This window comes from Streptomyces yangpuensis (genome assembly GCF_001005295.1).
Taxonomy (GTDB): Bacteria; Actinomycetota; Actinomycetes; order Streptomycetales; family Streptomycetaceae; genus Streptomyces; species Streptomyces yangpuensis.
This window is the reverse complement of record NZ_LBMK01000002.1, coordinates 1,016,705-1,041,775: the sequence shown is the minus strand read 5'-3', so window position 1 is coordinate 1,041,775 and position 25,071 is coordinate 1,016,705. Positions and strand designations below refer to the sequence as shown.

Annotated in this window: 20 protein-coding genes; 4 read left to right on the top strand and 16 right to left on the bottom strand. The window is 72.0% G+C overall.

Annotated elements, in window-relative coordinates; all coding sequences use genetic code 11:
• Positions 1-61: 61 nt before the first annotated feature.
• From trmD to proS, 6 genes are all read right to left on the bottom strand, one after another.
• Entirely contained in the window at positions 62-883 is an 822-nt protein-coding gene (gene trmD, locus AAT21_RS10065; protein ID WP_046776322.1) for a tRNA (guanosine(37)-N1)-methyltransferase TrmD, read from the bottom strand.
• Positions 883-1,479 (bottom strand): ribosome maturation factor RimM, encoded by a 597-nt coding sequence (gene rimM / locus AAT21_RS10060; RefSeq protein WP_046776321.1) that lies wholly within the window; start codon positions 1,477-1,479, stop codon positions 883-885. Before rimM ends, trmD begins: the two co-directional genes overlap by 1 nt.
• A gap of 83 nt (positions 1,480-1,562) precedes the next feature.
• Entirely contained in the window at positions 1,563-1,802 is a 240-nt protein-coding gene (locus AAT21_RS10055; protein ID WP_030011889.1) for an RNA-binding protein, read from the bottom strand.
• Between the two features lie 2 nt (positions 1,803-1,804).
• Positions 1,805-2,242, bottom strand: a complete 438-nt coding sequence (gene rpsP / locus AAT21_RS10050; protein ID WP_030031059.1) for a 30S ribosomal protein S16 — start codon at positions 2,240-2,242, stop codon at positions 1,805-1,807.
• Between the two features lie 302 nt (positions 2,243-2,544).
• Entirely contained in the window at positions 2,545-3,141 is a 597-nt protein-coding gene (locus AAT21_RS10045; RefSeq protein WP_031148710.1) for a hypothetical protein, read from the bottom strand.
• A gap of 211 nt (positions 3,142-3,352) precedes the next feature.
• Positions 3,353-4,765: a proline--tRNA ligase gene (gene proS / locus AAT21_RS10040; RefSeq protein WP_046776320.1), complete on the bottom strand. Its 1,413-nt coding sequence runs from the start codon at positions 4,763-4,765 to the stop codon at positions 3,353-3,355.
• Positions 4,766-4,896: 131 nt separating this feature from the next.
• Between proS and AAT21_RS10035 the strand changes: the two genes are divergently transcribed.
• Entirely contained in the window at positions 4,897-5,583 is a 687-nt protein-coding gene (locus AAT21_RS10035) for a methyltransferase type 11 (protein ID WP_046776319.1), read from the top strand.
• A gap of 90 nt (positions 5,584-5,673) precedes the next feature.
• Here AAT21_RS10035 and ffh read toward each other — a convergent pair whose 3' ends face one another.
• From ffh to nsdA, 5 genes are all read right to left on the bottom strand, one after another.
• Complete coding sequence (ffh, locus tag AAT21_RS10030; protein WP_046776318.1) at positions 5,674-7,245, bottom strand: signal recognition particle protein; 1,572 nt, start codon at positions 7,243-7,245, stop codon at positions 5,674-5,676.
• 150 nt (positions 7,246-7,395) lie between these two features.
• Positions 7,396-9,822: a [protein-PII] uridylyltransferase gene (locus AAT21_RS10025; RefSeq protein WP_046776317.1), complete on the bottom strand. Its 2,427-nt coding sequence runs from the start codon at positions 9,820-9,822 to the stop codon at positions 7,396-7,398.
• A gap of 16 nt (positions 9,823-9,838) precedes the next feature.
• Positions 9,839-10,177 carry a P-II family nitrogen regulator gene (locus tag AAT21_RS10020; RefSeq protein WP_030844530.1) on the bottom strand — a complete coding sequence of 113 codons (339 nt, stop codon included), beginning with the start codon at positions 10,175-10,177 and terminating at the stop codon, positions 9,839-9,841.
• Entirely contained in the window at positions 10,174-11,517 is a 1,344-nt protein-coding gene (locus AAT21_RS10015) for an ammonium transporter (RefSeq protein ID WP_046776316.1), read from the bottom strand. Before AAT21_RS10015 ends, AAT21_RS10020 begins: the two co-directional genes overlap by 4 nt.
• A gap of 358 nt (positions 11,518-11,875) precedes the next feature.
• A complete protein-coding gene (nsdA, locus tag AAT21_RS10010; RefSeq protein WP_046776315.1) occupies positions 11,876-13,366 on the bottom strand; it encodes a transcriptional repressor NsdA in 1,491 nt (496 codons plus the stop codon).
• 449 nt (positions 13,367-13,815) lie between these two features.
• Here nsdA and AAT21_RS10005 point away from each other — a divergent pair, with 449 nt between their 5' ends.
• Entirely contained in the window at positions 13,816-14,484 is a 669-nt protein-coding gene (locus AAT21_RS10005) for a bifunctional DNA primase/polymerase (protein WP_046777215.1), read from the top strand.
• A 73-nt stretch (positions 14,485-14,557) separates the two neighbouring features.
• Here the strand turns inward: AAT21_RS10005 and ftsY are convergent, their stop codons facing one another.
• A complete protein-coding gene (ftsY, locus tag AAT21_RS10000; protein ID WP_046776314.1) occupies positions 14,558-15,769 on the bottom strand; it encodes a signal recognition particle-docking protein FtsY in 1,212 nt (403 codons plus the stop codon).
• Positions 15,770-15,910: 141 nt separating this feature from the next.
• Between ftsY and AAT21_RS09995 the strand changes: the two genes are divergently transcribed.
• A complete protein-coding gene (locus AAT21_RS09995) occupies positions 15,911-17,377 on the top strand; it encodes a purine-cytosine permease family protein (protein WP_046776313.1) in 1,467 nt (488 codons plus the stop codon).
• 62 nt (positions 17,378-17,439) lie between these two features.
• Entirely contained in the window at positions 17,440-18,426 is a 987-nt protein-coding gene (locus AAT21_RS09990; RefSeq protein ID WP_046776312.1) for an LLM class flavin-dependent oxidoreductase, read from the top strand.
• A 41-nt stretch (positions 18,427-18,467) separates the two neighbouring features.
• Here AAT21_RS09990 and AAT21_RS09985 read toward each other — a convergent pair whose 3' ends face one another.
• From AAT21_RS09985 to AAT21_RS09970, 4 genes are all read right to left on the bottom strand, one after another.
• Positions 18,468-19,901 carry a sugar porter family MFS transporter gene (locus AAT21_RS09985; RefSeq protein ID WP_046776311.1) on the bottom strand — a complete coding sequence of 478 codons (1,434 nt, stop codon included), beginning with the start codon at positions 19,899-19,901 and terminating at the stop codon, positions 18,468-18,470.
• A 184-nt stretch (positions 19,902-20,085) separates the two neighbouring features.
• On the bottom strand, positions 20,086-23,955 hold the full coding sequence (locus AAT21_RS09980) for an AAA family ATPase (protein WP_046776310.1): 3,870 nt from the start codon (positions 23,953-23,955) through the stop codon (positions 20,086-20,088).
• 185 nt (positions 23,956-24,140) lie between these two features.
• On the bottom strand, positions 24,141-24,359 hold the full coding sequence (locus AAT21_RS09975) for a hypothetical protein (protein ID WP_030032603.1): 219 nt from the start codon (positions 24,357-24,359) through the stop codon (positions 24,141-24,143).
• A gap of 348 nt (positions 24,360-24,707) precedes the next feature.
• Positions 24,708-24,989, bottom strand: coding sequence for an acylphosphatase (locus tag AAT21_RS09970; RefSeq protein WP_030708499.1), 282 nt, complete (start codon positions 24,987-24,989; stop codon positions 24,708-24,710).
• Between the last annotated feature and the right edge of the window lie 82 nt (positions 24,990-25,071).

Below are 25,071 nucleotides of genomic sequence, written 5' to 3'. Positions count from 1 at the left end.
GCCACTCGGCGGCCGACGGTCCCCCTGTGGCAGGGGCGTCCGGCGAGCACACAGCAGCCGCCTATTCTTCCACGGCCTGCGGCCTGCGCCAAAATCGGCCGTCCGGGGACGGCTGCCAGCCCAGGATGGAGAGGATCTCGCGGTCCTTCTTGTCGAAGCCGGAGGCCTCGCAGCGCTCGATCAGGTCGGGGCGGTTGCTCGCGGTCCTGCGGAAGGCCTCGTCCCGGCGCCAGCGGGCGATCCTGCCGTGGTGGCCGCTGAGGAGGACGTCGGGGATGTCCCGGCCGCGCCACACGGGCGGCTTGGTGTAGACGGGCCCCTCCAGCAGGTTCGCCATCTCGCCGGGCGCGAAGGAGTCGTCCCGGTGGGACTCGGCATTGCCGAGCACTCCGGGCAGCAGCCGCGCCACGGCCTCGGTGACGACCAGGACGGCCGCCTCGCCGCCGGCCAGGACGTAGTCGCCGATGGAGACCTCGTACACCGGCATGCGGGTGGCGTACTCGTCCATGACCCGGCGGTCGATGCCCTCGTAGCGGGCGGGCGTGAAGATCAGCCACGGCCGCTCGGAGAGCTCGACGGCGAGTTCCTGGGTGAACGGACGGCCGCTGGGCGTGGGGACCACGATGACCGGGCCGTGCGCGCCGGCCTCGTAGCCATCGGCCAGCGTCTCGTCCAGCGCCTCGCCCCACGGCCCGGTCTTCATGACCATGCCGGGGCCGCCGCCGTACGGGGTGTCGTCGACCGTGTTGTGCCGGTCGTGGGTCCAGTCCCGCAGGTCGTGGACGTGCACGTCGAGCTGGCCGCGGGCGCGGGCCTTGCCGACGAGGGAGACGTTCAGCGGTTCCAGGTACTCGGGGAAGATCGTGACGACGTCGAGCCGCATCAGGCGTCGCCCTCGGAGCTCGCGGCCTCGGAGCGCATGGCCTCGGAGTTCGCGGCCTCGGCGTCACGGGCGGAGGCGATCTCGGCGCGGTCGTCGATCAGCCCGGGCGGCGGGGTGATGACGCAGCGCTGCTCCTCCAGGTCGATCTCGGCGACGATCTCCTCGACGAAGGGGATCATCACCTCGGTGCCGTCGGGGCGCTCGACGATGAAGAGGTCCTGCGAGGGCAGGTGGGAGATCTCGGTGATCCGGCCGATCTCGGTGCCGTCCTCGAGCACCACGTCCAGGTCCATCAGCTGGTGGTCGTAGTACTCGTCCTCCTCCTCGGGCAGCTCCGCCGGGTCCACGTCGGCGATGAGGAGGATGTTGCGGAGCGACTCCGCTGCGGTGCGGTCCTTGACGCCCGCGAAGCGCAGCATCAGCCGGCCGCTGTGCACCCGGCCCGTCTCGATGGTCAGCGGGCCCGCCGCAGCCGGTTCGGTGCGCAGCACGGCACCGGGGCTGAGCCGCAGTTCCGGCTCGTCCGTGCGCACCTCGACGGTGACCTCACCCTTGATGCCGTGGGCGCGGCCGATCCGCGCGACTACCAGCTCCACTGTCTGTGCCTCTCCTGTTCAGACGACGACGGGCCGGGGCGGGCACGTATGCCCTCCCCGGCCCGTGCCGGTGTTTCAACTGCTCAGCGGACCTGGTCCACGTCGACGAGGTCGACGCGGATCCCCCGGCCGCCGATGGCGCCCACGACGGTACGCAGGGCACGTGCGGTGCGGCCGTTGCGGCCGATCACCTTGCCGAGGTCGTCCGGGTGGACCCGGACCTCGAGCACCTGCCCGCGGCGCAGGTTGCGCGAGGCGACCTGCACTTCGTCGGGGTTGTCCACAATGCCCTTTACGAGGTGCTCAAGAGCCTCCTCGAGCATGCTCAGGCCTCGGTCGACTCGGCGGCGGCCTCGGCCTCGTCCGCCTTCTTGTCGGCCTTCTTCTTCTGCGTGATGGCCTCGCCCTTGCCCTCGCCGATGCCCTCGAGGGCCTTGGCGAACTCGTCGAAGGAGCGACGCTTGTCTTCCTTCGTGGCCGGCTGCAGCAGCGGCGCGGGGGCCGGGAGGCCCTTGTGCGCCTGCCAGTCACCGGTGAGCTTCAGGATGGCGAGGACGGCCTCGGTCGGCTGGGCGCCGACGGAGAGCCAGTACTGGGCGCGCTCACCGTTGACCTCGATGCGCGACGGGTTGTAGGTCGGCTGGTAGATGCCGATCTCCTCGATCGCGCGGCCGTCCCGACGGGTGCGGGCGTCGGCGACGACGATGCGGTAGTGGGGAGAGCGGATCTTACCGAGGCGCTTGAGCTTGATCTTGACTGCCACTGGAGTGGTGTCTCCTGAACTTGACGTGGTTGGGCACATGAGATGCCACGTGGGGTTGCGGTACTCGGGTGCCCGATGGACGCGTCAGCCGGAGGAGAGAGGGGTCCTGTGCGACTGTCGAGTACAGCTAGTCATTGTGCCATACGCCTGCGGCGTCTTCGGCCGGGTGGGCAGGACGGACTGCCGCCGGCGGCCCGCTCACGTCTCCGCGCGTGCGCCGGCGGCGGCCGCCCCGGTGGGGGCGGGGGCCCGGCGGCCTCCGCGCCGCGGGACGGTGGTCCCGGCGGCGGGCGGGAGCGCGGTCAGGAGGCCGCCGCGATGGCGACTTCGGGAATCCGGAAGGGCTTCATGCAGCCGCCGCACACGATCGGCGCCTGAGCGAGCACGGAGGGGACGACCCGTACGTTGCGCCCGCAGTCGCAGACCGCCTTGACGCGCACGCCGCCGCCCGAGGAACCGTGCCGGGCGGCGGGCCCGCGGAAGGAGCGCTTGGTGTCGGCGGCGGTGGCGGCCGTGTGCGCCTTCAGCGCGCGCTGCAGCCGCTCCATGGTGGGGCGGTAGCGCCGCTTCGCCTCCGGATTGAGCGTGACCAGCGAGAAGCCGCTGCTGGCGTGCGGCTCGTCGGAGTGGTCCAGCCCCATCTCCTCGGCGATCGCGAGGAATCTGCGGTTGTGGTAGCGGCCTGCGCGGGAGGTGTCACGGACACCGCGGGCGGCCGCGATGCCGTGGACTGCCTCGTGCAGCAGACGCTCGAAGGAGAGCTCGGCGCCACAGGCGGACGAGGACTCTCCGATCAGGGACTCGGGCGCGGCAAGGTCGGGCAGCTCGGGGTGGTACCGCTGAATGTCGGCCCACGCCTGCGCCAGCTCTGCGGCGAGAACAGGTGGTGTCGTGCTCACGTCGTGACAACGAGCCGAGGTGCCCGGGTGTTCCGATTCCGGGCCATTCCAAATTTTTTGCACGTACCAGTCAGTTCAGTCTGATGCGTCCCGACGAGGACGGGTGCGCCGAACTCAGGAGGAGTCGGTACGTAACGTCGACCAAAAAAGCACCGGCCCCGGCGCGCGGCACCAGCCGCACGCCGGGGCCCGGAAGGCTTCGACGGCGAGATCAGTACGAGCGCGCCACGATCGCGAGGGTACCGGGAGCGTCGTCGGCGTCCGGGACGGACCCGTCCTCGGCCACCAGGCAGCGCACGGAAACGGCCTGCTCGGCCAGCTTCGCCTCACCCTCCGGACCGAGGTCGGCCCACGGGATCCGGGCCCAGCCGCCGGCGACGGCGGCCTCGGCGGCCTCCTCGATGGTCGCGACGTCGGACGTACGGGCCTCGCGGCGCTCGCGGGACTCGCGCAGCAGCTGCGCCTGGTCCTCGTCCAGCACCTTGGGCAGCAGGTCGACGAGCGCGTCGATCTGGACCGGGGTCTTGCCGCCCGGGATCCGGCGGGCCAGCATCGCGGTGCCGGCCTCCAGGTCGCGGGGGCCGATCTCGATGCGGACCGGAACGCCCTTGAGCTCCCAGTCCACGGCGCGGCGGCCGAAGGGGGTGTCGACGCGGTCGTCGACCTGGACGCGGATGCCGGCGGCCTTCAGCCGGTCGCCCAGCTCGCGGACCTTGGCGACGGCCTCGTCACCCTTGATCGCCATGACGACGACCTGGACGTGCGCGAGACGCGGCGGGACGCGCAGGCCGTTGTCGTCACCGTGGGACATGATCAGACCGCCCACCATGCGGGTCGAGACGCCCCACGAGGTCTGCCAGACGAGCTCCTGCTTGCCCTCCTTCGACAGGTACTGCGTGTTGAAGGCCTTGGCGAAGTTGGTGCCGAGCTCGTGGCTGGTGCCCATCTGCAGGGCCTTGCCGTCGCCCATCATGCCCTCGAGGGTGAGGGTGTTGATGGCGCCGGCGAAGCGCTCCTTGGCGGTCTTGCGGCCGAGCACGACGTCGATGCCGAGCACGTTCGTCATGAAGTCGCCGTAGACATCGCGGTGGATGCGGGCGGCGTAGTCGCGGGCGTCCTCGTAGGTGGCGTGGGCGGTGTGGCCCTCCTGCCAGAGGAACTCGCTCGTGCGGAGGAAGACGCGGGGACGCATCTCCCAGCGGACCACGTTGGCCCACTGGTTGATCAGCAGGGGCAGGTCGCGGTAGCTCTGGACCCACTTGGAGAAGTAGTCGTTGATGATCGTCTCGGACGTGGGCCGGACGACGACCGGCTCCTCCAGCTCCTTGCCGCCGCCGTGCGTGACGACCGCGAGCTCGGGGGCGAAGCCCTCGACGTGCTCGGCTTCCTTCGTCAGGTACGACTGCGGGATGAAGAGGGGGAAGTACGCGTTCTGGGCGCCCTGGTCCTTGATGCGGGCGTCCATCTCCTGCTGCATCCGCTCCCACAGGCCGTAGCCGTACGGTCGGATGACCATGGTGCCGCGGACCGGACCGTTGTCGGCCAGCTCGGCCTTGTTGATCAGATCCTGGTACCAGCGGGGGAAATCCTCCGCCTGCGGGGTGAGAACGGGTGCCTTTGCCATGCCGCGAATCGTACGGCGCCCGGCACAGGATGCGTGAATCGGGTGCCGCGCTCCTCTGGACGCGGGGGCGAATGGGGAGTTCTCTGGCAACGGGGGCTGGGGGGCGACACGGAATCAGGAGCGCTCATTCGATGACACCGACGCCGACCGCGACGCTCGTCGCCCGGGACTGGGCGGAAATCCAGGAACGGATGCTGGTACCGCTGTACGAGGCGGTCTACGACCGGCTGGAGGTCGGGCCGGGCGACCGGCTGCTGGGCCTCGACTGCGGGGCCGGCCTGCCCCTGCTGCTGGCGGCCGCGCGGGGAGCCGCGGCCACGGGCGTGGAGGGGGACCCGGCCCGGCGGGCACTGGCCCGTGAGCGGCTGCTGGAGGTACTGGCGGAGCCGCCGGCGGCGTCCGGGGCGGCCCGCCCCTACGACGCCCTGCTGGCCTTCTCCCCCACCCCGGCCGCCCTGGCCGCGGCCCTGCCGGCCGTGAGACGCGGCGGCGCCGTGGTGCTCGCCGGCTGGGGGCCGGCGGAGCGCTGCACGGTGCCCTCGGTGCTGGGCGGCGGGCCCGCGCCGCGGGATCTGGACGCCCTCGTGGAGGGCGCCGGGCTGCGGCCGGACGGATCAGGGCGGGTCTTCTGCCCGTTCGGCTACGCGGACGTGGACAGCGCGGTGCGGGGGCTGCTCTCGACGGGGCTGTACGACGGCGCGTCCGATGCCTCGCTGGCGGAGAAGGAACTCGCGGAGGCGCTTCATCCCTTCGAGCGACCCGACGGCACCGTGTGGCTGCCGAACATCTTCCGGTATGTGATCGCCCGGGTGGCGTAACCGCCGCCGTGTAACGGCGCGACGAAGGGCCCCGGCCGTGCGGGCCGGTGCCCGTGCCCGGTGGGGCCCTTCGTCGCGGCGGTCCGCCCGCTACTTCATGAACTTCTTGAACTCGTCCGGCAGGTCGAAGTCCTGACCGCCCTGGCCGCCGGCGGGGAGGCCGAACGGGTTGGACGCGGCCGCCGGGTCGGCCGTCTGCGGGCCCTGCTCGCGGCGGGCCGCGGCAGCGGCCTCCTCCTGCTTGCGCTTCATCGGGTTGCCGCTCTTGCGCTTGCCCTTGGCCTGCTTGACCTGCTTCTTCTGCCGGCCGGGGCCGCCGCCCATCCCGGGGATGCCCGGCATGCCGGGCATGCCGCCGCCCTGGGCCATGCGGGACATCATCTTGCGGGCGTCGAAGAACCGCTCGACCAGCGACTTGACGGCGCTGACCTCGGTGCCGGAGCCCTTGGCGATACGGGCGCGGCGCGAGCCGTTGATGATCGTCGGGTCCTGGCGCTCGGCCGGGGTCATCGACTTGATGATCGCGGCGGTGCGGTCGACGTCACGCTCGTCGATGTTGTTGATCTGGTCCTTGATCTGCCCCATGCCGGGCAGCATGCCGAGCAGCTTGGAGATGGAGCCCATCTTGCGGACCTGCTCCATCTGGGCGAGGAAGTCGTCGAGCGTGAATTCCTTGGGGCCCTTGGCGAGCTTGGCCGCCATCTTCTCGGCCTCGGCCTGCGAGAAGGTCTTCTCGGCCTGCTCGATGAGGGTGAGCATGTCACCCATGTCGAGGATCCGGCCCGCCATGCGGTCGGGGTGGAAGGCGTCGAAGTCGTCGAGCTTCTCGCCGTTCGAGGCGAACATGATCTGCTTGCCGGTGACGTGAGCGATGGAGAGCGCGGCACCACCGCGGGCGTCGCCGTCGAGCTTGGAGAGCACCACGCCGTCGAAGCCGACGCCGTCGCGGAAGGCCTCGGCGGTGTTGACCGCGTCCTGGCCGATCATGGCGTCGACGACGAAGAGGATCTCGTCCGGGCTGACGGCGTCGCGGATGTCCGCGGCCTGCTGCATCAGCTCGGCGTCGATGCCGAGGCGGCCGGCGGTGTCGACGATGACGATGTCGAACTGCTTGGTGCGCGCGTACTCGACGGAGTCCTTCGCGACCTGGACCGGGTCGCCGACGCCGTTGCCGGGCTGGGGGCCGTAGAAGGCCACGCCCGCGCGGTCGGCGACGACGGAGAGCTGGTTGACGGCGTTCGGGCGCTGGAGGTCGCACGCGACGAGGAGCGGGGCGTGGCCCTGCCCCTTCAGCCAGAGACCGAGCTTTCCGGCGAGGGTGGTCTTACCGGCGCCCTGGAGGCCGGCGAGCATGATCACGGTGGGGGCGGTCTTGGCGAAGCGCAGCCGCCGGGTCTCGCCACCGAGGATGGTGACGAGCTCCTCGTTGACGATCTTCAGGACCTGCTGGCCCGGGTTCAGCGCCTTGCTGACCTCTTCGCCGCGCGCGCGTTCCTTGACGTTCGCGATGAAGGAGCGGACGACGGGGAGGGCGACGTCGGCCTCGAGGAGCGCGATACGGATTTCCCGGGCCGCCGCGTCGATGTCAGCCTCGGACAGCCGGCCTTTGCCGCGCAGGCCCTTGAAGGTATTCGCCAAGCGGTCGGAGAGCGTATCGAACACGGTGGTCGCGATTCCTCGGGTCGGGGGCGTTGTGGTCGTCCCCCAGGGTATCGGGCCCTTCCCCCGTCCGGGGACCTGCCTGCTCCCTGTACGGTTCCGCCGCTGCTCGGGGTCCGGGGGCGGAGCCCCGCGCAGCGGCGCCGTACCCGGCTACGCGAGGGCCGACTCCACCGCCGCCGCCAGAGCGGCCGCCTCCGCGGTGTCCAGGGGTTTGCCCTCCGGGGTGGTCACGTACAGGGTGTCCACGGCGTTGGCGCCCAGCGTGGAGACGTGGGCGCTGCGCACCCTGACGCCCGCCGTCTCCAGGGCCCGGCCGATCCGGTGCAGCAGGCCGACGGCGTCGGGTGCCCGTACCTCCAGCACCGTGGCCAGTGAGGAGACGTCGGGCACGACGGTGACCCGGGGCGGCGGCGGGACGACCCCGCGCCGACGCGGGTAGGCCGCCTCCCGGTCCGCGAGCTTCGCCGGGACGTCCAGCGAGCCGTCCAGGGCGCGCACGAGGTCGGTGCGCAGCCGTGCGGCCTCGGGCAGCGCCCCGTACTCGGCGGCCACCCGCCAGCGCAGCACGAGAACCTCGCCGAGGCGGTCCGGGAGCTCCACGGAGCGCAGGTCCGCCGCCCGTACGGTGAGCCGGTGCAGGGCCAGCACCCCGGCCGCGGCCGGGAGGACGCCCGGCTGGTCGGGGACGGCCAGGACCAGCTCCACGCCAACCGCGTCCTCCTCCTGGCGGGTGTGGAGCGCCAGGACCGGCTCGCCGGTGCGCAGTGCCTCCACCGCGAGGCGTTCCTGCTCGGCGCTCGGGATCTCCGGTTCCCGTTCGGCGGGGGCCGCTCCGCGCAGCAGGGCGGCGACGCGGGCGACGAGGTCGGCGACGAGCGAGCCGCGCCAGGCACTCCAGGCGGCCGGCCCGGTGGCCAGGGCGTCCGCCTCGGTCAGGGCGTGCAGTATCTCCAGGGTGCCCACCGATCCGACGGCCTCGGCGACCGAGCGGACGGTGGCCGGGTCGTCCAGGTCCCGCCGGGTCGCGGTGTCGATCAGGAGCAGGTGGTGCCGTACGAGCGCGCCCAGCACGGCGGCGTCCCGGGCGTCGAAGCCGACCCGTGCGGCGACGTCCCGGGCGATGGTCTCCCCGGCCACGGAGTGGTCGCCCGGCCAGCCCTTGCCGATGTCGTGCAGGAGCGCGGCCATCAGCAGCAGGTCGGGGCGGCCGACCCGGCGGGTGAGGGCCGCGGCCCGCACGGCCGTCTCGATGAGGTGCCGGTCCACGGTCCAGGTGTGGACGGGGTTGCGCTGCGGGCGGCAGCGCACCCGCTCCCAGTCGGGGAGCAGCCGGGTGATCAGTCCTTCCGCCTCCATGGCCTCCCAGACGGCCACGGTCGGCTCGCCCGCGCCGAGGAGCGTGAGCAGCTGTTCCCGGGCCTCGGCCGGCCAGGGCACCGGCAGTGCCTTCCCCTGCTGGGCGAGTCGGCGTACGGCGTGTGGTGACACGGGCAGTCCGGCCTGCGCGGCCGCAGCGGCCAGGCGCAGGGCCAGGACGGCGTCGCGGTCCGGGCGGGCGGCCAGGGCCAGGACGGCCTCCCCGTCGGACTCCACCACGCCTTCGGCGAGGGGTGCCCGGGGGGCGGCGGTGGTGCCGCGGCCGCCGAGCAGCCCGCGCAGCCTGGGCCGGGCGGCGCGGGCCCGCAGCACCCGTCCGACCTCGCGCCAGGTCACGTCGCCGGCGTACGCGACCACGCGCCCGGCCTCGTACACCTCGCGCAGCAGTGCATCGGCGTCGAGCAGCCCGAGCTGCGCCGCGACCTGGTCCTGCTCCTGGAGCGAGAGCCGGTCGGTGGCGCGGCCGGTGACCAGGTGGAGGGCGTCGCGCGCGTCCAGGAGCCGCCGCCGGGCCTCGGCGAGGCCTTCGCGCGGGGCGTCCGCGAGCCAGGAGGCGGCGACGGCCCGCAGCGCGGTGACGTCCCGGAGGCCGCCGCGGGCCTCCTTGAGGTCGGGTTCGAGCAGGAAGCGCAGTTCCCCGGCCCGCTCGGCGCGCTCGCGGCACAGGGAGTGCAGCTCCGGGAGGCGTTTGGGGGCCTGGTTGCGCCAGTCGGCCAGCACGGCGGTCCGCAGGCCGGCGAGGAGACCGGCGTCGCCCGCGACGGTGCGGGCGTCCAGCAGGCCCAGGTGGACCTTGAGGTCCTCGGCGGCCGTCCGGCGGGCCTCGGCGGGGGTGCGTACGGAGTGGTCGAGGGCGACGCCGAGGTCCCACACCGGGTACCAGAGGCGGTCGGCCAGTGCGCCGAGCGCCGCGGGCTCGGCCTTGCCGTCGTGCAGCAGCAGGAGGTCGAGGTCGCTGCGCGGGGAGAGTTCGGCCCTGCCGTAGCCGCCCACGGCCACGAGGGTGGCGCCGCGGACGCCTGTCTCCCGTGCGGCGGCGGCGAAGAGGGCGTTCAGCCATGCGTCGGTCAGCCCGGCCAGGGCGGAACGCCGCGAGGGCCCGGACCGCGACTCCTCCTGGAGGAGTCGCAGCCGGGCCGCGGCGTATCCGCTGGGTCCCGGGTCGGCCGTGTGGTCCGTGGTGTTCTCGACGCTCGTCACCCGGGAACTCCCCTCGCTACAGCGCGTCCGCGCCGCGCTCGCCGGTGCGGACCCGGACGACCGAGTCCACGGGGACGCTCCACACCTTGCCGTCACCGATCTTGCCGGTGGAAGCGGCGCTCACGACGACCCGGATGAGTTCCTCGGCGTCGGAGTCCTCGACCAGCACCTCGATGCGGATCTTGGGGACGAGGTCGACCTGGTACTCGGCGCCCCGGTAGACCTCGGTGTGACCGCGCTGACGGCCGTAGCCGCTGGCCTCGCTGACCGTGAGGCCCTGCACTCCGAAGGCCTGGAGTGCTTCCTTGATCTCGTCCAGCTTGTGCGGCTTGACGATCGCGGTGATCAGCTTCATGCGTCAACCTTCTTGCTCGCGGCGGAGGGGGTGGGGGCGGCGGTGCTCCGCGCGGCCGCTCCGCCGCCGGCTCCGCTGAAGTCGTAGGCGGTCTCGGCGTGCTCGCTCTGGTCGATGCCGGTGACCTCGTCGTCCTCGGGGACCCGCATCCCGATCGTCTTGTCGAGGAGGAGGGCGAGCACCGCGGATGCCACCAGAGAGTAGGCGAGGACGGAGAAGACGCCGATCGCCTGCTTGCCGAGCTGCTCCAGGCCGCCGCCGTAGAAGAGGCCGGCGACGTCGGACTGGACCCCGCCGGTGGCGAAGAGGCCGACGAGCAGGGAGCCGGCGACACCGCCGACGAGGTGGACGCCGACGACGTCGAGGGAGTCGTCGTAGCCGAACTTGTACTTGAGGCCCACGGCCATGGCGCACAGCACACCGGCGATGGCGCCGACGGCGATTGCGCCGAGCGGGCTGACCGCACCGCCCGCGGGGGTGATGGCGACGAGGCCGGCGACCGCGCCGGAGGCGGCACCCAGGGTGGTGAAGGAGCCGTGGCGCAGCTTCTCGTAGGCGAGCCAGGCGAGCATGGCGGCTGCGGTGGCGATCTGGGTGTTGACGAACATGACCGCGCCGACGCCGTCGTCGTTACCCAGCCAGGAGCCGGCGTTGAAGCCGAACCAGCCGAACCAGAGGAGACCGGCGCCCAGCATCACGAGGGGCAGGCTGTGCGGGCGCATCGGGTCCTTCTTGAAGCCGACGCGCTTGCCGATCACGAGGATGACGCCGAGGGCGGCGGCGCCCGCGTTGATGTGGACGGCGGTGCCGCCGGCGAAGTCGATGACGCCCATCTCGAAGAGCCAGCCGCCGGCGCCCCAGACCCAGTGGGCGACGGGGAAGTAGACGACGGTGACCCAGAGGGCGGTGAAGAGGATCCAGGCGCTGAACTTGACGCGGTCGGCGAGGGCGCCGCTGATCAGGGCCGGGGTGATGACGGCGAACATCAGCTGGAAGACGGCGAAGACGTAGACCGGGATGGTGTAGCCGTCCCAGAGCTCGGTGATCCCGATGCCGCTGAGGCCCACGTAGTCGGAGTTCCAGCCGATGAGGGAGCCGGAGTCGGTGCCGAAGGCGAGGCTGAAGCCGTAGAGCACCCAGAGGATCGTGACGATCCCGAGGCTGATGAAGCTCATCATCAGCATGTTGAGGCTGCTCTTGACGCGGACCATGCCTCCGTAGAAGAAGGCGAGTCCCGGGGTCATCAGCATGACCAGGGCGGAGCAGATGAGCATGAACCCGGTGTTCGCGGCAGACAGCGTCGGGGCGTCTGCAGCGAGGGTCGTGATGGCTGATGCCATCGGCGTCTCCTCGTCGTCGGTACGTTCGCGTGCGGGCGATCGTGAAAACCTGAGCGGCGGCAGAAGGAACTGGCCGGTTATTGGCCATGAGATTCGCGCAGGCCGGTTTCCGGCGGCGCCGCCCGATGTTTCGCGGCCGTGACGAAGAGGTCTGTGCTGTTACGCGGCGATGAACACGGCAACCATCAGTTGAGCCACCACGACGACGGGCAACCCACTCCGCGAGAGCGGCGCCAGCTTAGGCGCAAAGGGGTGACCGGCCGCGGCAGTGACCCGGACGTCCTGGCTGGGGGAGCCTGATCGGGCTTCACGGGGTGACTGCCGCGGCCGGAGCCTTGGGGGGCGGCCGCTCGGGCCGTCAGACGGCCTCCGCGGCTTCGGGGAGCCGTGAGGCGAGGTGGTCGGTGAGCCGGACCACCTCGGCGACGTCGCCGTATTCACGGGCGGCGCTGTCGACGGTCTTGCGGAGGCGGGTGTTCACCCGTTCGGAGCGCACCTTTCCCGCCACGTCGAGGGCCCGGTCGACGAGGGCCGCGGCCTGCTCGGGCTCGCGCTGGAGCAGGTGGACGGTGGCCATGCCGATGAGGTTGAGGGCGTAGGAGCGCTGGTGCTCCGGGTCCTTCTCGAAGAGCTCGACGGCGCGTTCCATGACGGGTTCGGCGAGGGAGGCGTACATGGGGCTGCGCCCGGCGACATAGGCCAGATCCCGGTAGGAGTGGGAGTTCTCGCCGTTCAGCTCGGCCTCGGAGAAGAAGCGGATCCAGTCGGGCTCCGGCTCGTCCGCGAAGCCCACGTCGGAGAAGGTGTCCTCGGCCATCCGCACGGCCCGCTTGCAGCGGCTGGGCTGGCCCATGTTGGCGTAGGCGCGGGCCTCCATCGCATACAGCATGGCCTGGGTGCGCGGGCCGGCGCAGTCGCGGCTGCCGTACTGCGCGAGGTGGATGAGTTCGAGGGCGTCCTCGGGCCGGCCCAGGTGGATCATCTGGCGGCTCATGTTGGACAGGATGTACGAGCCCAGGGGCTTGTCCCCGGCCTCCTTGGCAGCGTGCAGGGCGAGGACGAAGTACTTCTGCGCGGTGGGGTGCAGGCCGATGTCGTAGCTCATCCAGCCGGCCAGCTCGGCGAGTTCTGCGGCGACCTTGAACAGCCGCTTCATGACGGGGGCGGGGTGGTTCTCCTGGAGCAGGTCGGTCACCTCGTGGAGCTGGCCCACGACGGCCTTGCGGCGCAGGCCGCCGCCGCACTGGGCGTCCCACTGGCGGAACATCACCGTGGTGGCGTCGAGGAGGTCGAGTTCCGGTTCGGAGAGCCGGGGCGGGCGGTGGCCGCCGAGGGCCCCCGTCGGCCCCGCCCCGCGCGGTCCCGGGTCGGCGGCCGGGGCCGGGACGAGCCAGCGCTGCATGGGCTCGATGAGGGCGGGACCGGCGGAGAGCGCGAGGGAGGTCCCGAGGAAGCCGCGGCGCGCCAGCATCAGGTCGCTGCGGGAGAACTCGCCGAGCAGTTCGACGGTCTGCGGGCCCGCCCAGGGGAGGTCCACCCCGGAGACCGAGGGGGTCTGGTGGGCGGTGCGCAGGCCGAGCTGTTCGATGGCGACGACGGAGCCGAAGCGCTCGGAGAACAGCTCGGACAGGATGCGCGGGACGGGCCCGCGGGGCTGTTCGCCGTCCAGCCAGCGGCGCACCCGGGAGGTGTCCGTGCTGATGTGGTGGGCGCCCATCTGCCGGGCCCTGCGGTTGACCTGTCGGGCCAGTTCGCCCTTCGACCAGCCGCTGCGGACGAACCACGAGGTCAGCTGGTCGTTCCGCGCAGCAGCATCCTCGATCGTTCCGCTTGCGCCGTTGCCGCTCACTGGAACGCCCCCATCCGCTCAGCCTCTTCCTTACGAAACCCTGGCCGGGACGCCGAGCGTCTCCACGGACCTTCACAGGTCCTTCACGCATTGCCTCCGGCATAACCACGCACGGGCCCGCCTCGGGGTTCGTGCACCGAAAGTAATCCTACGATCACCCCTTCGGCGAGGTCGTTCGCGGAAACGCCACCATTCGCCACCCCTTCGAATGAACTAGCCACCGGCCAGGCGCGATTCACTTGACACGAAGGTGAAACGGAGCGGTTGGACTGGAGTGCGCTCGGGGCGCGCGCGGCGAGGAGTGCGCCGGGCGGGTGCGGCGGACACTCCCCCGGCGACCGCGCGGCGGAACGTCGCGCGGTCGCCGGCGGCGGGCACTCTGACGTCCTCACCACAGGCGTCGTAACCACCGGCGCGTCCGACCCGTTGGAGGGGGCATGGGCATGGGCATGGGCTTCACGATCGGCGGCAGCCGCGGCACCAAGGAGTTCCGTTCCGGTACCCGGCGCCGCGGCCGGACCTCGGAGTGCACGGCGGTGGCGGAGTACACCGGCTTGTGGGGCTGGGACGTGGTCCCCGGGGCGCGCGCCGCGGCGCCCTCCCGCGACTGCTCCTGCGGGGACGGCCGGTGCGCCGCGCCCGGAGCGCACCCCCTGCCCTTCGCCCCGACGGTCCCGGCCGGCGCCACCCTCGACGAGGTCACCGAGGCCTGGGCCGGCTGTCCGGGGGCCGCGATCCTGCTCCCGGTGGGCCGCGCCTTCGACGTCATCGAGGTGTCCGAGGAGGCCGGACGGCGCGCCCTGGTGCGGCTGGAGCGGATGGGCCTGCCGCTCGGCCCGGTCATCGTCACCGCGGACGGCCGGGCGCAGTTCTTCGTGGCCCCCGGCGCGGCTGCGGAGCTGCCGCAGCTGCTGTACCGGATGGGCTGGGACGACGCCGACCTGGACCTGCGTGCCCTGGGCCCGGGGGCTTTCGTGACGGCCCCGCCCTCCGACCGGGCCGGGCTCGGCCGGACCGGCTGGCTGCGGCCGCCCGCCCTCGACTGCGCCGGGGGCCCGCCGCAGGCCCGGCTGCTGCTGGGCACGCTGGCGTACATCTGCCACCGGTTCCGCCGCTGAGGGTCCCGTACGCACCGGTGCCCCCGCGTTCCTCACGGAAGGCGGGGGCACCGGTGCGTACGGAAGGCCGCGCTCAGTCGCCGATCAGGGCGTCCACGAAGGCCTCGGGCTCGAACGGGGCCAGGTCGTCCGCGCCCTCACCGAGACCGACGAGCTTGACCGGGACACCCAGTTCGCGCTGGACGGCGACGACGATGCCGCCCTTGGCCGTGCCGTCGAGCTTGGTCAGCACGATGCCGGTGATGTCCACCACCTCCGCGAAGACCCGCGCCTGGGTCAGGCCGTTCTGCCCGGTGGTGGCGTCCAGGACCAGCAGGATCTCGTCCAGCGGGCCGTGCTTCTCGACGACGCGCTTGACCTTGCCGAGCTCGTCCATCAGGCCGGTCTTGGTGTGGAGGCGGCCGGCGGTGTCGATGAGCACGACGTCGGCGCCCTCGGCGATGCCCTCCTTGACCGCGTCGTAGGCGATCGAGGCCGGGTCGCCGCCCTCCGGGCCGCGCACGGTACGGGCGCCGACGCGCTCGCCCCAGGTCTGCAGCTGGTCGGCGGCGGCGGCGCGGAAGGTGTCGGCGGCGCCGAGCACCACGCTGCGGCCGTCGGCGACGAGCACCCGGGCCAGCTTGCCGGTGGTGGTGGTCTTGCCGGTGCCGTTGACACCGACGACCATGATCACGCCCGGGGTGTCCTCGCCGCTCTCCGTCTTCACGGCGCGGTCGAAGTCGGTGCCGACCAGCGTCAGCAGCTCTTCCTTGAGCAGGGCGCGCAGGTCCGCCGGGGTGCGGGTACCGAGGACCTTGACCCGCTCGCGGAGCCGCTCGACGAGTTCCTGGGTGGGCACGACGCCGACGTCGGCGACGAGGAGGGTCTCCTCGACCTCCTCCCACGTGTCCTCGTCGAGGTGCTCGCGCGAGAGCAGCGTGAGCAGCCCCTTGCCGAGGGAGTTCTGCGACCGGGCGAGGCGGGCGCGCAGCCGGACCAGTCGGCCGGCGGTGGGCTCGGGCACCTCGATCGCGGGCGCGGCCGGGGCCTCCGGCTCGGCGGTCGGCGCTTCGACGGGGGCCTCGGCCTCCGGGAGTCCGACCTCCTCGATCGTGCGGCGCGGCTCTTCCGCCGTCTCTACGGCGTCCTCCCCCACCTGCGGCTCGGCAGGCGGGGCAGTGATGGTCGGCGTGCTCGGCGGTGCCGGGGGCGGCAGCTGCTTCTTCTTGCGGCTGCTGACCACGAGCCCGCTGATCACGCCGACCGCGACCAGGGCGATGACTACAGCAAGGATGAGGATGTCCATAACCCCCCCAGTATCGGCCACGGCCGCCTCGGAGCCGGGAACCCGGGCGCTCCGACCAGGACGTAAGCCTCTGTTTGTGGTTTTAGCGGCAGATCTACGATGATGAGCGACTTCCCCTCACACCTCCCAGGGAGCAGCCGCATGCCTGCCGAGCCCGCCGACGGCGGAAACGACACCGCGATAGAGACCCGCGGTCTGGAGCCCGTCCCGGACGACGAGCGCGGCGGCAGGGTCCGCGAGCTGGTGCCCACCTGGGTCGCCGCCAACATCAGCGTGCTGCTGCTGACCATGGGCGCGGGGCTGGTGATCTTCAACGGGCTGAACATCTGGCAGGTGCTCGTCGTCGCCGTCGCCGCGCCGGTGGTCTCGTACGGGATCGTCGGCCTGATCTCGATCGCGGGCAAGCGCGGCGGGGCTCCCGGCATGGCCCTCTCGCGGGCGGTATTCGGGCAGCGCGGCAACCTCTTCCCGGGCGCGCTGATCTGGGTGGCCCGCTGGGGCTGGGAGACGATCAACGCGGTCAGCGGCGCCTACGCCGTGCTGACCGTGCTCGACCTGCTCTTCGGGATCAAGAGCAACACCACCCTCATCGTGGTGACCCTGCTGTTCTTCGTGGGCTGCACCTTCGTGGTCTCGGGCCTCGGCATCAGCGCGCTGCGGGTGTGCTCGACGTGGTCGACGTACCTCTTCGGCGGCTTCAGCCTGCTCGTCCTCGGCTACCTGCTCTTCACGACGGACTGGGCAGCCGTCCTCGGCAAGCCGGCCGGCTCCACCGCGATGATGGTCGCGGGCATCGGCACGATCGCGGCCGGCGGCATCAGCTGGGTGCCCTCGGGCCCCGACTTCACCCGCTACCTGCCGCGCACCGCCTCCTCGAAGGGCATGGTCGGCGCGACGATCGGCGGCGCCGGCGTCGTCGTGCTCCCGATGGTCCTGATGGGCGCGGTCATGGCCGTGGGCACCCCGGACCTGGCCACCGCCCAGGACCCGGTCTCCTTCATCGGTGAGCTGCTGCCCACCTGGATCGCGGTCCCGTACCTGCTGATCGCGCTCGTCGGCATGCTGCTGATCAACTCGATGTCCATGTACTCGGCCGGCTTCACCGCGCAGACCCTGGGCATCAAGGTCCCGCGGGCCTGGGCGGTCAGCGTCAACGCGGTCATCAGCCTGGTCTTCGGCTTCCTGCTGATGGTGGTCGCGACCAGCTTCTTCGGCTCCTTCATCTCCTTCCTGACCCTGCTGGCGGTGGCCTTCTCCGCGTGGATCGGCGTCTTCGGCGTGGACATGCTGCGCCGCACGAGCTACGACGGGCCCGCGCTGCTGGACACCACGCGGACCAGCGCCTACTGGTACAGGGGCGGCTTCGCCTGGCAAGCCATGACGGCGTGGGCGATCGCCCTGGTGGTGGGGCTGCTCTTCACCGAGGTGGACTGGTTCGGCGGGCCGCTCGCCGACACCTGGATCGGCCGGAACGGCCTCGGCTGGGTGGCCGGGATCGTGACCTCCGGCGCGCTGTACGCCGTACTGCCGCGGACGGCGCCCACCGGTCCGGCTCCCACGCCGGAGCAGATGCCCGAGCCCGAGCCCGCCGGATCCCTGTCCAACTGACGTCGCGTCAGCTAGCGTCCCCCTTCGCCAGTGCGACCCATCCGGCGAAGGGGGACTTCTCCATGCCCATCACCGTGGCCCGGTTCAATCTCGTCGACCCGAACGGCACGCCCGAGTCCCTCTCCGCCCGCTACAGGGCCGCGCTGGAGATGGCCCGCTACGCGGACGACCGCGGGATCGACACCGTCCAGACCGAGGAGCACCACGGCACGGACAACAACTGGCTGCCCTCCCCCTTCGCCTTCGCGGGCGCGGTCTTCGGTGCGACCCGCCGGATCGCCGTCACCGTCTCGGCGATCATCGGCCCGCTGTACGACCCGCTGAAGGCCGCCGAGGACATCGCCGTCCTCGACCTGCTGAGCGGCGGACGCCTGGTCACCGTCGCGGGCATCGGCTACCGGCCCGAGGAGTACGAGCAGCACGGTGTGGAGTGGGGCCGGCGCGGCCGGCTCCAGGACGAGCTGCTGGAGACCCTGCTGAAGGCGTGGACCGGCGAACCTTTCGAATTCCGCGGGCGCACGGTACGGGTCACCCCGGCGCCCTTCACCCGGCCGCACCCGCTGCTGCTGGTGGGCGGCAGCTCGGAGGCGGCAGCTCGGCGCGCGGCCCGGCTCGGGCTGCCCTTCTTCCCCAGCGCGCACCTGCCGGAGCTGGAGGCGTACTACATGGCGAAGCTGGCGGAGTACGGCACGGAGGGCTTCTGCATGATGCCGGCGGCCGAGACTCCGCTGCTGCACATCGCGGAGGACCCCGACCGGGTGTGGGCCGAGTACGGGAGGCACTTCCTGCACGAGGCGGGCATGTACGCGTCGTGGCAGTCCAAGGACATCCGCAGCGCCGTACGGTCGGCGGCGCGCTCGGTGGCGGAGCTGCGTGCGGAGGGCGTCTACCGGGTGCTGACCCCGGACGAGGCGGTCGCGTACGGCCGGGGCGCGGGGGAGGCGGGGAACCTGGTGCTGCACCCGCTGTGCGGCGGGATGCCGCTGGACGAGGGCTGGCGCAGCCTGCACCTGCTGTGCGAACAGGTACTGCCCCGGCTCAAGGGCTGAGCCGGGGCAGTACCGAGGAGAAGGGGTGGTGGCGGGGATGGTTACCCCATCTCCTCCAGCGCCTTGCCCTTGGTCTCCGGCACCCACTTGAGGACGAACGGGATCGAGAGCAGTGCGAAGACGGTGTAGATCACGTAGGCACCGGACAGGCTCCAGTCCGACAGGGACGGGAACGAGACGGTGATGACCCAGTTGGCGATCCACTGGGCGGAGGCGGCGACGCCGAGTGCGGCGGCGCGGATGCGGTTGGGGAACATCTCGCCGAGCAGCACCCAGACCACCACGCCCCAGGACAGGGCGAAGAAGAGCACGAAGGTGTGCGCGGCGACCAGGGCCACCGCGGCCTGGGCGTCGGGCAGGGTGATGTCGTCGCCGGTGCCGGAGGTGAAGGAGAACGCCCACGCGCACAGGCCGAGGGAGATGGCCATGCCCGCCGAACCGATGAGGGCGAGGGGCTTGCGGCCGATCCGGTCGACGAAGATCATCGCGATCACCGTGCCGACGATGTTGATGATCGACGTGGTGAAGGAGTAGAGGAACGAGCTGGTCGGGTCGATGCCGACGGACTGCCACAGCGAGGAGCTGTAGTAGAAGATCACGTTGATGCCGACGAGCTGCTGGAAGAGCGAGAGGCCGATGCCGATCCAGACGATGGGCAGGAAGCCGAAGCGGCCGCCGAGCAGGTCCTTGAAGGTGGACCTGGTCTCGGAGTGCATCGCGTGCTCGATCTCGCGGACGCGCCCGTCCAGGTCGGCCTTCGAGCCCTCGACCTCGGCCAGCACCTTCTTGGCCTCGGCGGTACGGCCGACGGAGACCAGGAAGCGCGGGGACTCCGGGATGACGAAGGACAGCAGGCCGTAGAGCACGGCCGGGACGACCATGACGCCCAGCATCCACTGCCAGGCCTCCAGGCCGCCGAGCTCGCCGCGCTGGTCGCCGTCGGCGAGGTTGAGGATGCCCCAGTTGACGAGCTGGGAGACGGCGATGCCGATGACGATGGCGGCCTGCTGGAAGGAGGCGAGCCGGCCGCGGTAGGCGGGCGGGGAGACTTCGGCGATGTAGGCCGGGCCGATGACGGAGGCCATGCCGATGCCGAAGCCGCCGATCACACGCCACATGGCGAGGTCCCAGAGGGCGAAGGGCAGGGCCGAGCCGATGGCGCTGGCGGTGAAGAGGACGGCCGCGATCTGCATACAGCGGATTCGGCCGATCCGGTCGGCGAGCCGGCCCGCGGTGGCGGCGCCGATGGCGCAGCCGATCAGCGCGGCGGCGATCACCTGGGCGAGCGCCTCCGAGCCGACGTCGAAGCGTTCGCGGATGGCGACGACGGCGCCGTTGATGACGGAGCTGTCGTACCCGAAGAGGAAGCCGCCCATGGCAGCGGCCGCCGTGATGAAGATGACGTGGCCGAGGTGGTCGGGCTGGGGCGAGGATCCGCCGCCGGACGCCGGGGTCTGCGCAGTGCTGCTGGTCAAGGTGTGCTCCGTGGGGGTTTCGTCCGTCCTTACAGTGGCGCACAGTTCAAGATCGGGCACCACCCGAAGGCGGGGGACAGCGGAGCGAGCCTATGCGTTCAGTTTTTGAAGTCAATACCTGGGATGAACTTCTTATGCAGCGCAGAGCTCTCCCAATGAATTCACTTCTTGAACTGAAGGTTCGTCAGCGCAGCCGTTGGCTGATGACCTTGGAGACTCCGTCGCCCTGCATGGAGACGCCGTAGAGCGCGTCGGCGACCTCCATCGTCCGCTTCTGGTGGGTGATCACGATCAGCTGTGAGCTCTCCTGGAGTTCCTCCATGATCCGGATGAGCCGCTGCAGGTTGGTGTCGTCGAGGGCGGCCTCGACCTCGTCCATCACGTAGAACGGGCTGGGGCGCGCCTTGAAGATCGACACCAGCATGGCCACGGCCGTCAGCGAGCGCTCGCCGCCGGAGAGCAGCGACAGGCGCTTGACCTTCTTGCCCGGGGGGCGGGCCTCCACGTCCACCCCGGTGGTCAGCATGTTGTCCGGGTCGGTCAGTACCAACCTGCCCTCGCCGCCCGGGAACAAGCGCGAGAACACCCCCTCGAATTCTCGGGCGGTGTCCCGGTAGGCCTCGGTGAAGACCTGTTCGACGCGCTCGTCGACCTCCTTCACCACTTGAAGGAGGTCCGCCCGTGTCTTTCGGAGGTCCTCCAGCTGCTCGCTGAGGAACTTGTGGCGCTCCTCCAGCGCCGCGAACTCCTCCAGGGCCAGCGGGTTGACCTTGCCGAGCTGCTGGTAGGCCCGTTCGGCCGCCTTGAAACGCTTCTCCTGCTGCGCGCGGACGAAGGGTCCGGGCCGGTTGCGCGGGTGCTCGGGGTCCTGCGGCAGCTCCTCGCCGTCGGCCGGCGGGGACGGCGGGACCGGCTGGTCCGGACCGTACTCGGCGACGAGCGCGAGCGGCTCCATGCCGAACTCCTCCAGCGCCTTGGCCTCCAGGGCCTCGATGCGCAGCCGCTGCTCGGCACCGAGCACCTCGCCGCGGTGGACGGAGTCGGTGAGCTTGTCGAGCTCGCCCTTCAGGTCGCGGCCCTTGTTGCGTGCCTCGGTCAGCTCGCGCTCGCGCAGCCCCTTGGCCCGTTCGGCCAGGGTGCGCTCCTCGTCGGCGCGGTGGAGGGAGACCTCCACATGGGCGAGGAGCTGGCGGGCTCCGTCGGCGACCGCGCGGGCCACGTCCGCCTCGTGGCGCCGCCGTGCCCGGCGGCGTTCGGCCCGGGCCCGGGCCTCGCGCTCGGCGCGGGCCGCCCGGTCGAGGGAGTCGGCCCGCCCGGCCAGCCCCTTGACCCGCTCCTCGTGGGTCCGCAGCTGGAGCCGGGCCTCCATCTCGGTCTGGCGGGCGTTGGCCCCGTCGGCCGCGAGCCGGTCCCGGCGGGAGCTGTCCGGCTCCTCCTCCACCGGCATCTCCTCGGCGACGGCGAGCCGCTCCGCGCACTCCTCGACCTCCGCCAGCGCCTGTTCCAGGGCGTCCTGGGCCTTGGCCGCGGCGGCGGCGCCGCGCTCGGCCTCCCCGACGGCGCCCTTCGCCTGCCCGGCGAGGCGTCCGAGCTGCTGGGCGACCCCGGCCCGGGCCTGTTCCGCGGCGCGCCGCCGCTCGGCGAGCTCCTCGACCAGCGCGGCCGCGTCCTGCCGTCGGGTCTGCGCGATGGCCTGAGCGGCGGCGAGCTCCTCGCACCGCGCGGCCAGCCGGGTCAGCTCCGCCGCGGCCTCGTCGACGGCGGCCTGCACCTCGATCAGGCTGGGTGCACCGGCGGACCCGCCGTGCGCGAGGTGTGCGCCGAGGACGTCGCCCAGGGCGGTCACCGCCACGGTGTCGGGGCGCTGCGCGACGAGCGCCTCGGCCTCGTCGAGCGTGCCGACGACGACGTGGTCGCGCAGCACCCACGCCAGCGCCCGCCGCACCTCGTCGTCCCCACCCACCAGCGCCACGACGGGCACGAACCGCCCCGCCCCGGCCACGTGGGCGGCCGTCGGCCCGGAGCCCTGACCCGACGGGGCAGCAGCTCCGCCGGTGTCCGCGGCGCGAGCCTGCGCCGCGGGCACCCACGCCGTCAGGCCCTGCCCCGGGCCCCCTCCAGACCCCGCCGCAGGCACAGCCCCTGCACCCGGACCCGGCCGGACCTCGTCCACCGGAGCGGCCCCGGCCCCGGAGGTCACGCCGGCCGCGGAGGCCGCGGGCGCAGACCCCGGAGCCCGGCCGGGCAGGTGTGCGGGACCGCCGGGGTCAGAGGCAGGCCCAGCCCCTTGCACCGGCACCGCCGGCCCGCCGCCGGCCGCGCCCCCGCCCGGGAGGGCGGTCGGTGGGGTGATCAGGAGCGTGGCGCGGCCGGCGTCCGCGTCGCGCAGGTGGCGGATCGCCCCGGCCGCCGCCGACGGGGAGGACACCGCCAGCGCGTCCGCCGCCGAGCCCAGCGCGGCGGCCACCGCCGCTTCGTACCCCGGGGTCACCGACAGCCGTTCCGCCGCCGGGCCCAGCACCCCGGCCAGCCGCTCGCGGGCCGCCAGCAGTGCCCTCGTACCGTCCTTGCGGCGCAGCCCCAGCGCCAGCGCGTCCCGGCGGGCAGCCACCGCCGCCCGCGAGCGCTCCGCCGCCGCCAGCTCCTCGCGTGCGGCGCTCAGCCCGGCCTCGGCCTCCTTGAGCTCGGCCCGCGCGGCCTCGTGGTCCGTCTCCGCCGACGGGTCGTCGAGCCCGCCGACCTCCTCCGCCAGCGCCTCGTACTCGGCCTGTGCGGCCTCGGCCCGGCTCTGCGCCTCGTCCCGCGCCAGCGCGAGCCGGTCGATCTCCGCCTGGGCCGCCCCGGCGCGGGAGCGGGCCGCGCCGAGCCGACCGGTCAGCCGGGCCAGCCCCTCGCGCCGGTCGGCGATGGCCCGCGCGGCGTCCCGCAGCCGGCGTTCCTCGTCGGCCAGCTCGCGTTCCAGCTCCGCGCGGTGCCCGGTGGTGTCCTCCAGGGCGCGGGAGGCCGCTTCCAGGGCGGCCGTCAGCTCGGCCTCCTGTTCGCGGATCCGCTCCGCCTCCCGTTCCATGTCCTCGGGATCGCGTCCCCTGCGCTCCTCCTCGACGGGGGCCGTCGCGCTCGTGACCCGCGCGTCGGCGAGGGACGCGGTGCCCCGTACCCGTTCGGCGAGCTGCGACAGGTCGTACCAGGTCTGCTGCGCCCGCCGGAGCCTCGGCGTGAGTTCCCGTACGGCTTCCTCCAGCTCGGCCTCGCGCCGCAGCGCCGCCGCGAGCTGGGCCTCGGCGGCCTCCTTGCGCTCCCTCAGCGCGGCCTCGTCCGCGATCTCCGCGTCGAGCGCGCGCCGCAGCGCGACCAGGTCGTCGGCGAGCAGGCGCAGCCGCGCGTCGCGCAGGTCGGCCTGGATCACGGCGGCCCGGCGGGCGACGGCGGCCTGGCGGCCCAGGGGCTTGAGCTGCCGGCGCAGTTCGTCGCCCAGGTCCTGCACGCGGGCGAGGTTGGCCTGCATCGCGTCGAGCTTCCGCAGCGCCTTCTCCTTGCGCTTGCGGTGCTTCAGTACGCCGGCCGCCTCCTCGATGAAGGCGCGGCGGCCCATGGGGTCGGCGTGCAGGACAGAGTCCAGCTGGCCCTGCCCGACGATGACGTGCATCTCGCGGCCGATACCGGAGTCGGAGAGCAGTTCCTGGATGTCGAGCAGCCGGCAGGTGTCACCGTTGATCTGGTATTCGCTGCTGCCGCCGCGGAACATGATCCGGGTGATGGTGACTTCGGCGTAGTCGATGGGCAGCGCGCCGTCGGAGTTGTCGATCGTCAGGGAGACCTCGGCGCGGCCGAGCGGCGGACGTCCGGTGGTCCCGGCGAAGATGACGTCCTCCATCTTGCCGCCGCGCAGGGACTTGGCTCCCTGTTCGCCCATGACCCAGGACAGCGCGTCGACGACGTTGGACTTGCCCGAGCCGTTCGGACCCACGACACAGGTGATGCCGGGTTCAAAGCGCAGGGTGGTGGCGGAGGCGAAGGATTTGAAGCCACGCAGGGTCAGGGACTTGAGGTGCACGCCGCCGGACTCTACCTCTCACGTTCGGTTTCACCCATGAAGGTGCAGGGCACGATCGACGTCAAAGGCATCAGGCCCCCCACCCGGCCCTGTGGTCCCTGATGCGGAGTCCAAAGAAAGAAGGGACGCCGGAGCGTCCCTTGCAGATCATGCGGGGCTGGATTCGAGCGACGAGTGAGCGCGGATCAGGTGAGCGCAGGCTCCGCCTGGGGTACGTCGATGTCGATGCTGTCCAGCAGCGAGTCTCCGTCGTGCTGAGCGGCGGCCGCGTTCAGCGCGTCATTTTCGGACTGAATCCGTACGAGCTCGGACTCGAGGTCCTGGACGCGCTGCTGAAGCCGTCGCATCTCGGCGAGGAGTCGCGGGTCGGAACCGCCGACGTAACCGAGAAGCGCCTTTGCCATGATGGATGGTCCTCCACACTGAGTGACCGACCGAAGCGGTGTGGGTCGTGAGGGAATCGCACCCGCGGATGTCCGGCAGCGACTGTCAGTCACTGCGCTTACTACTGCCAGCACTGCCAAACAGCTCAGGTGCGCGGGGCTTCCAGCGTCTCACCAAAAAGTTTGACGGTCAACACGATCACGCCCCGTATCGGCGGGCAGCCCGGGCCCCACAAGGGGCGTGGAGATCATCCTCATCCTCGAGCCTTCCACGGATCGTCCGCCTCGGCAACGCGTCGGCGACGAATGCCCAGTTCCGACCGGGTCCGGACGGTCAGAGATGTGATGAGTTCATGATCAGTCGATCGCTCACCGCATCCCGAATCCGTCGTAGCCACCGCGCGGTGTCCCCCAGATCTCTGTCACCCCGTCCACCCGGCCGGGCGTGTCGGCGGACCGCAACCAGTCGAGCAGGCGGTGGCAATTCTCACGTTGACCTTCGGCGACCACCTGCACCCGCCCGTCGTCGAGGTTGAGCGCGAAGCCGACCACGCCGCCGATCTCCAGGGCGTTCTCCCTGGTGAACCAGCGGAAGCCCACTCCCTGCACACGGCCGCGCACCCATGCGGTCAGGCGGACATCTTCATTCATGGGCGAACGCTATCCGGGCGGGCACTTTTCGGTCACATCGCCCCCGGGGCCCCATGGCGTACAGTCGCGCACCAACGAACTC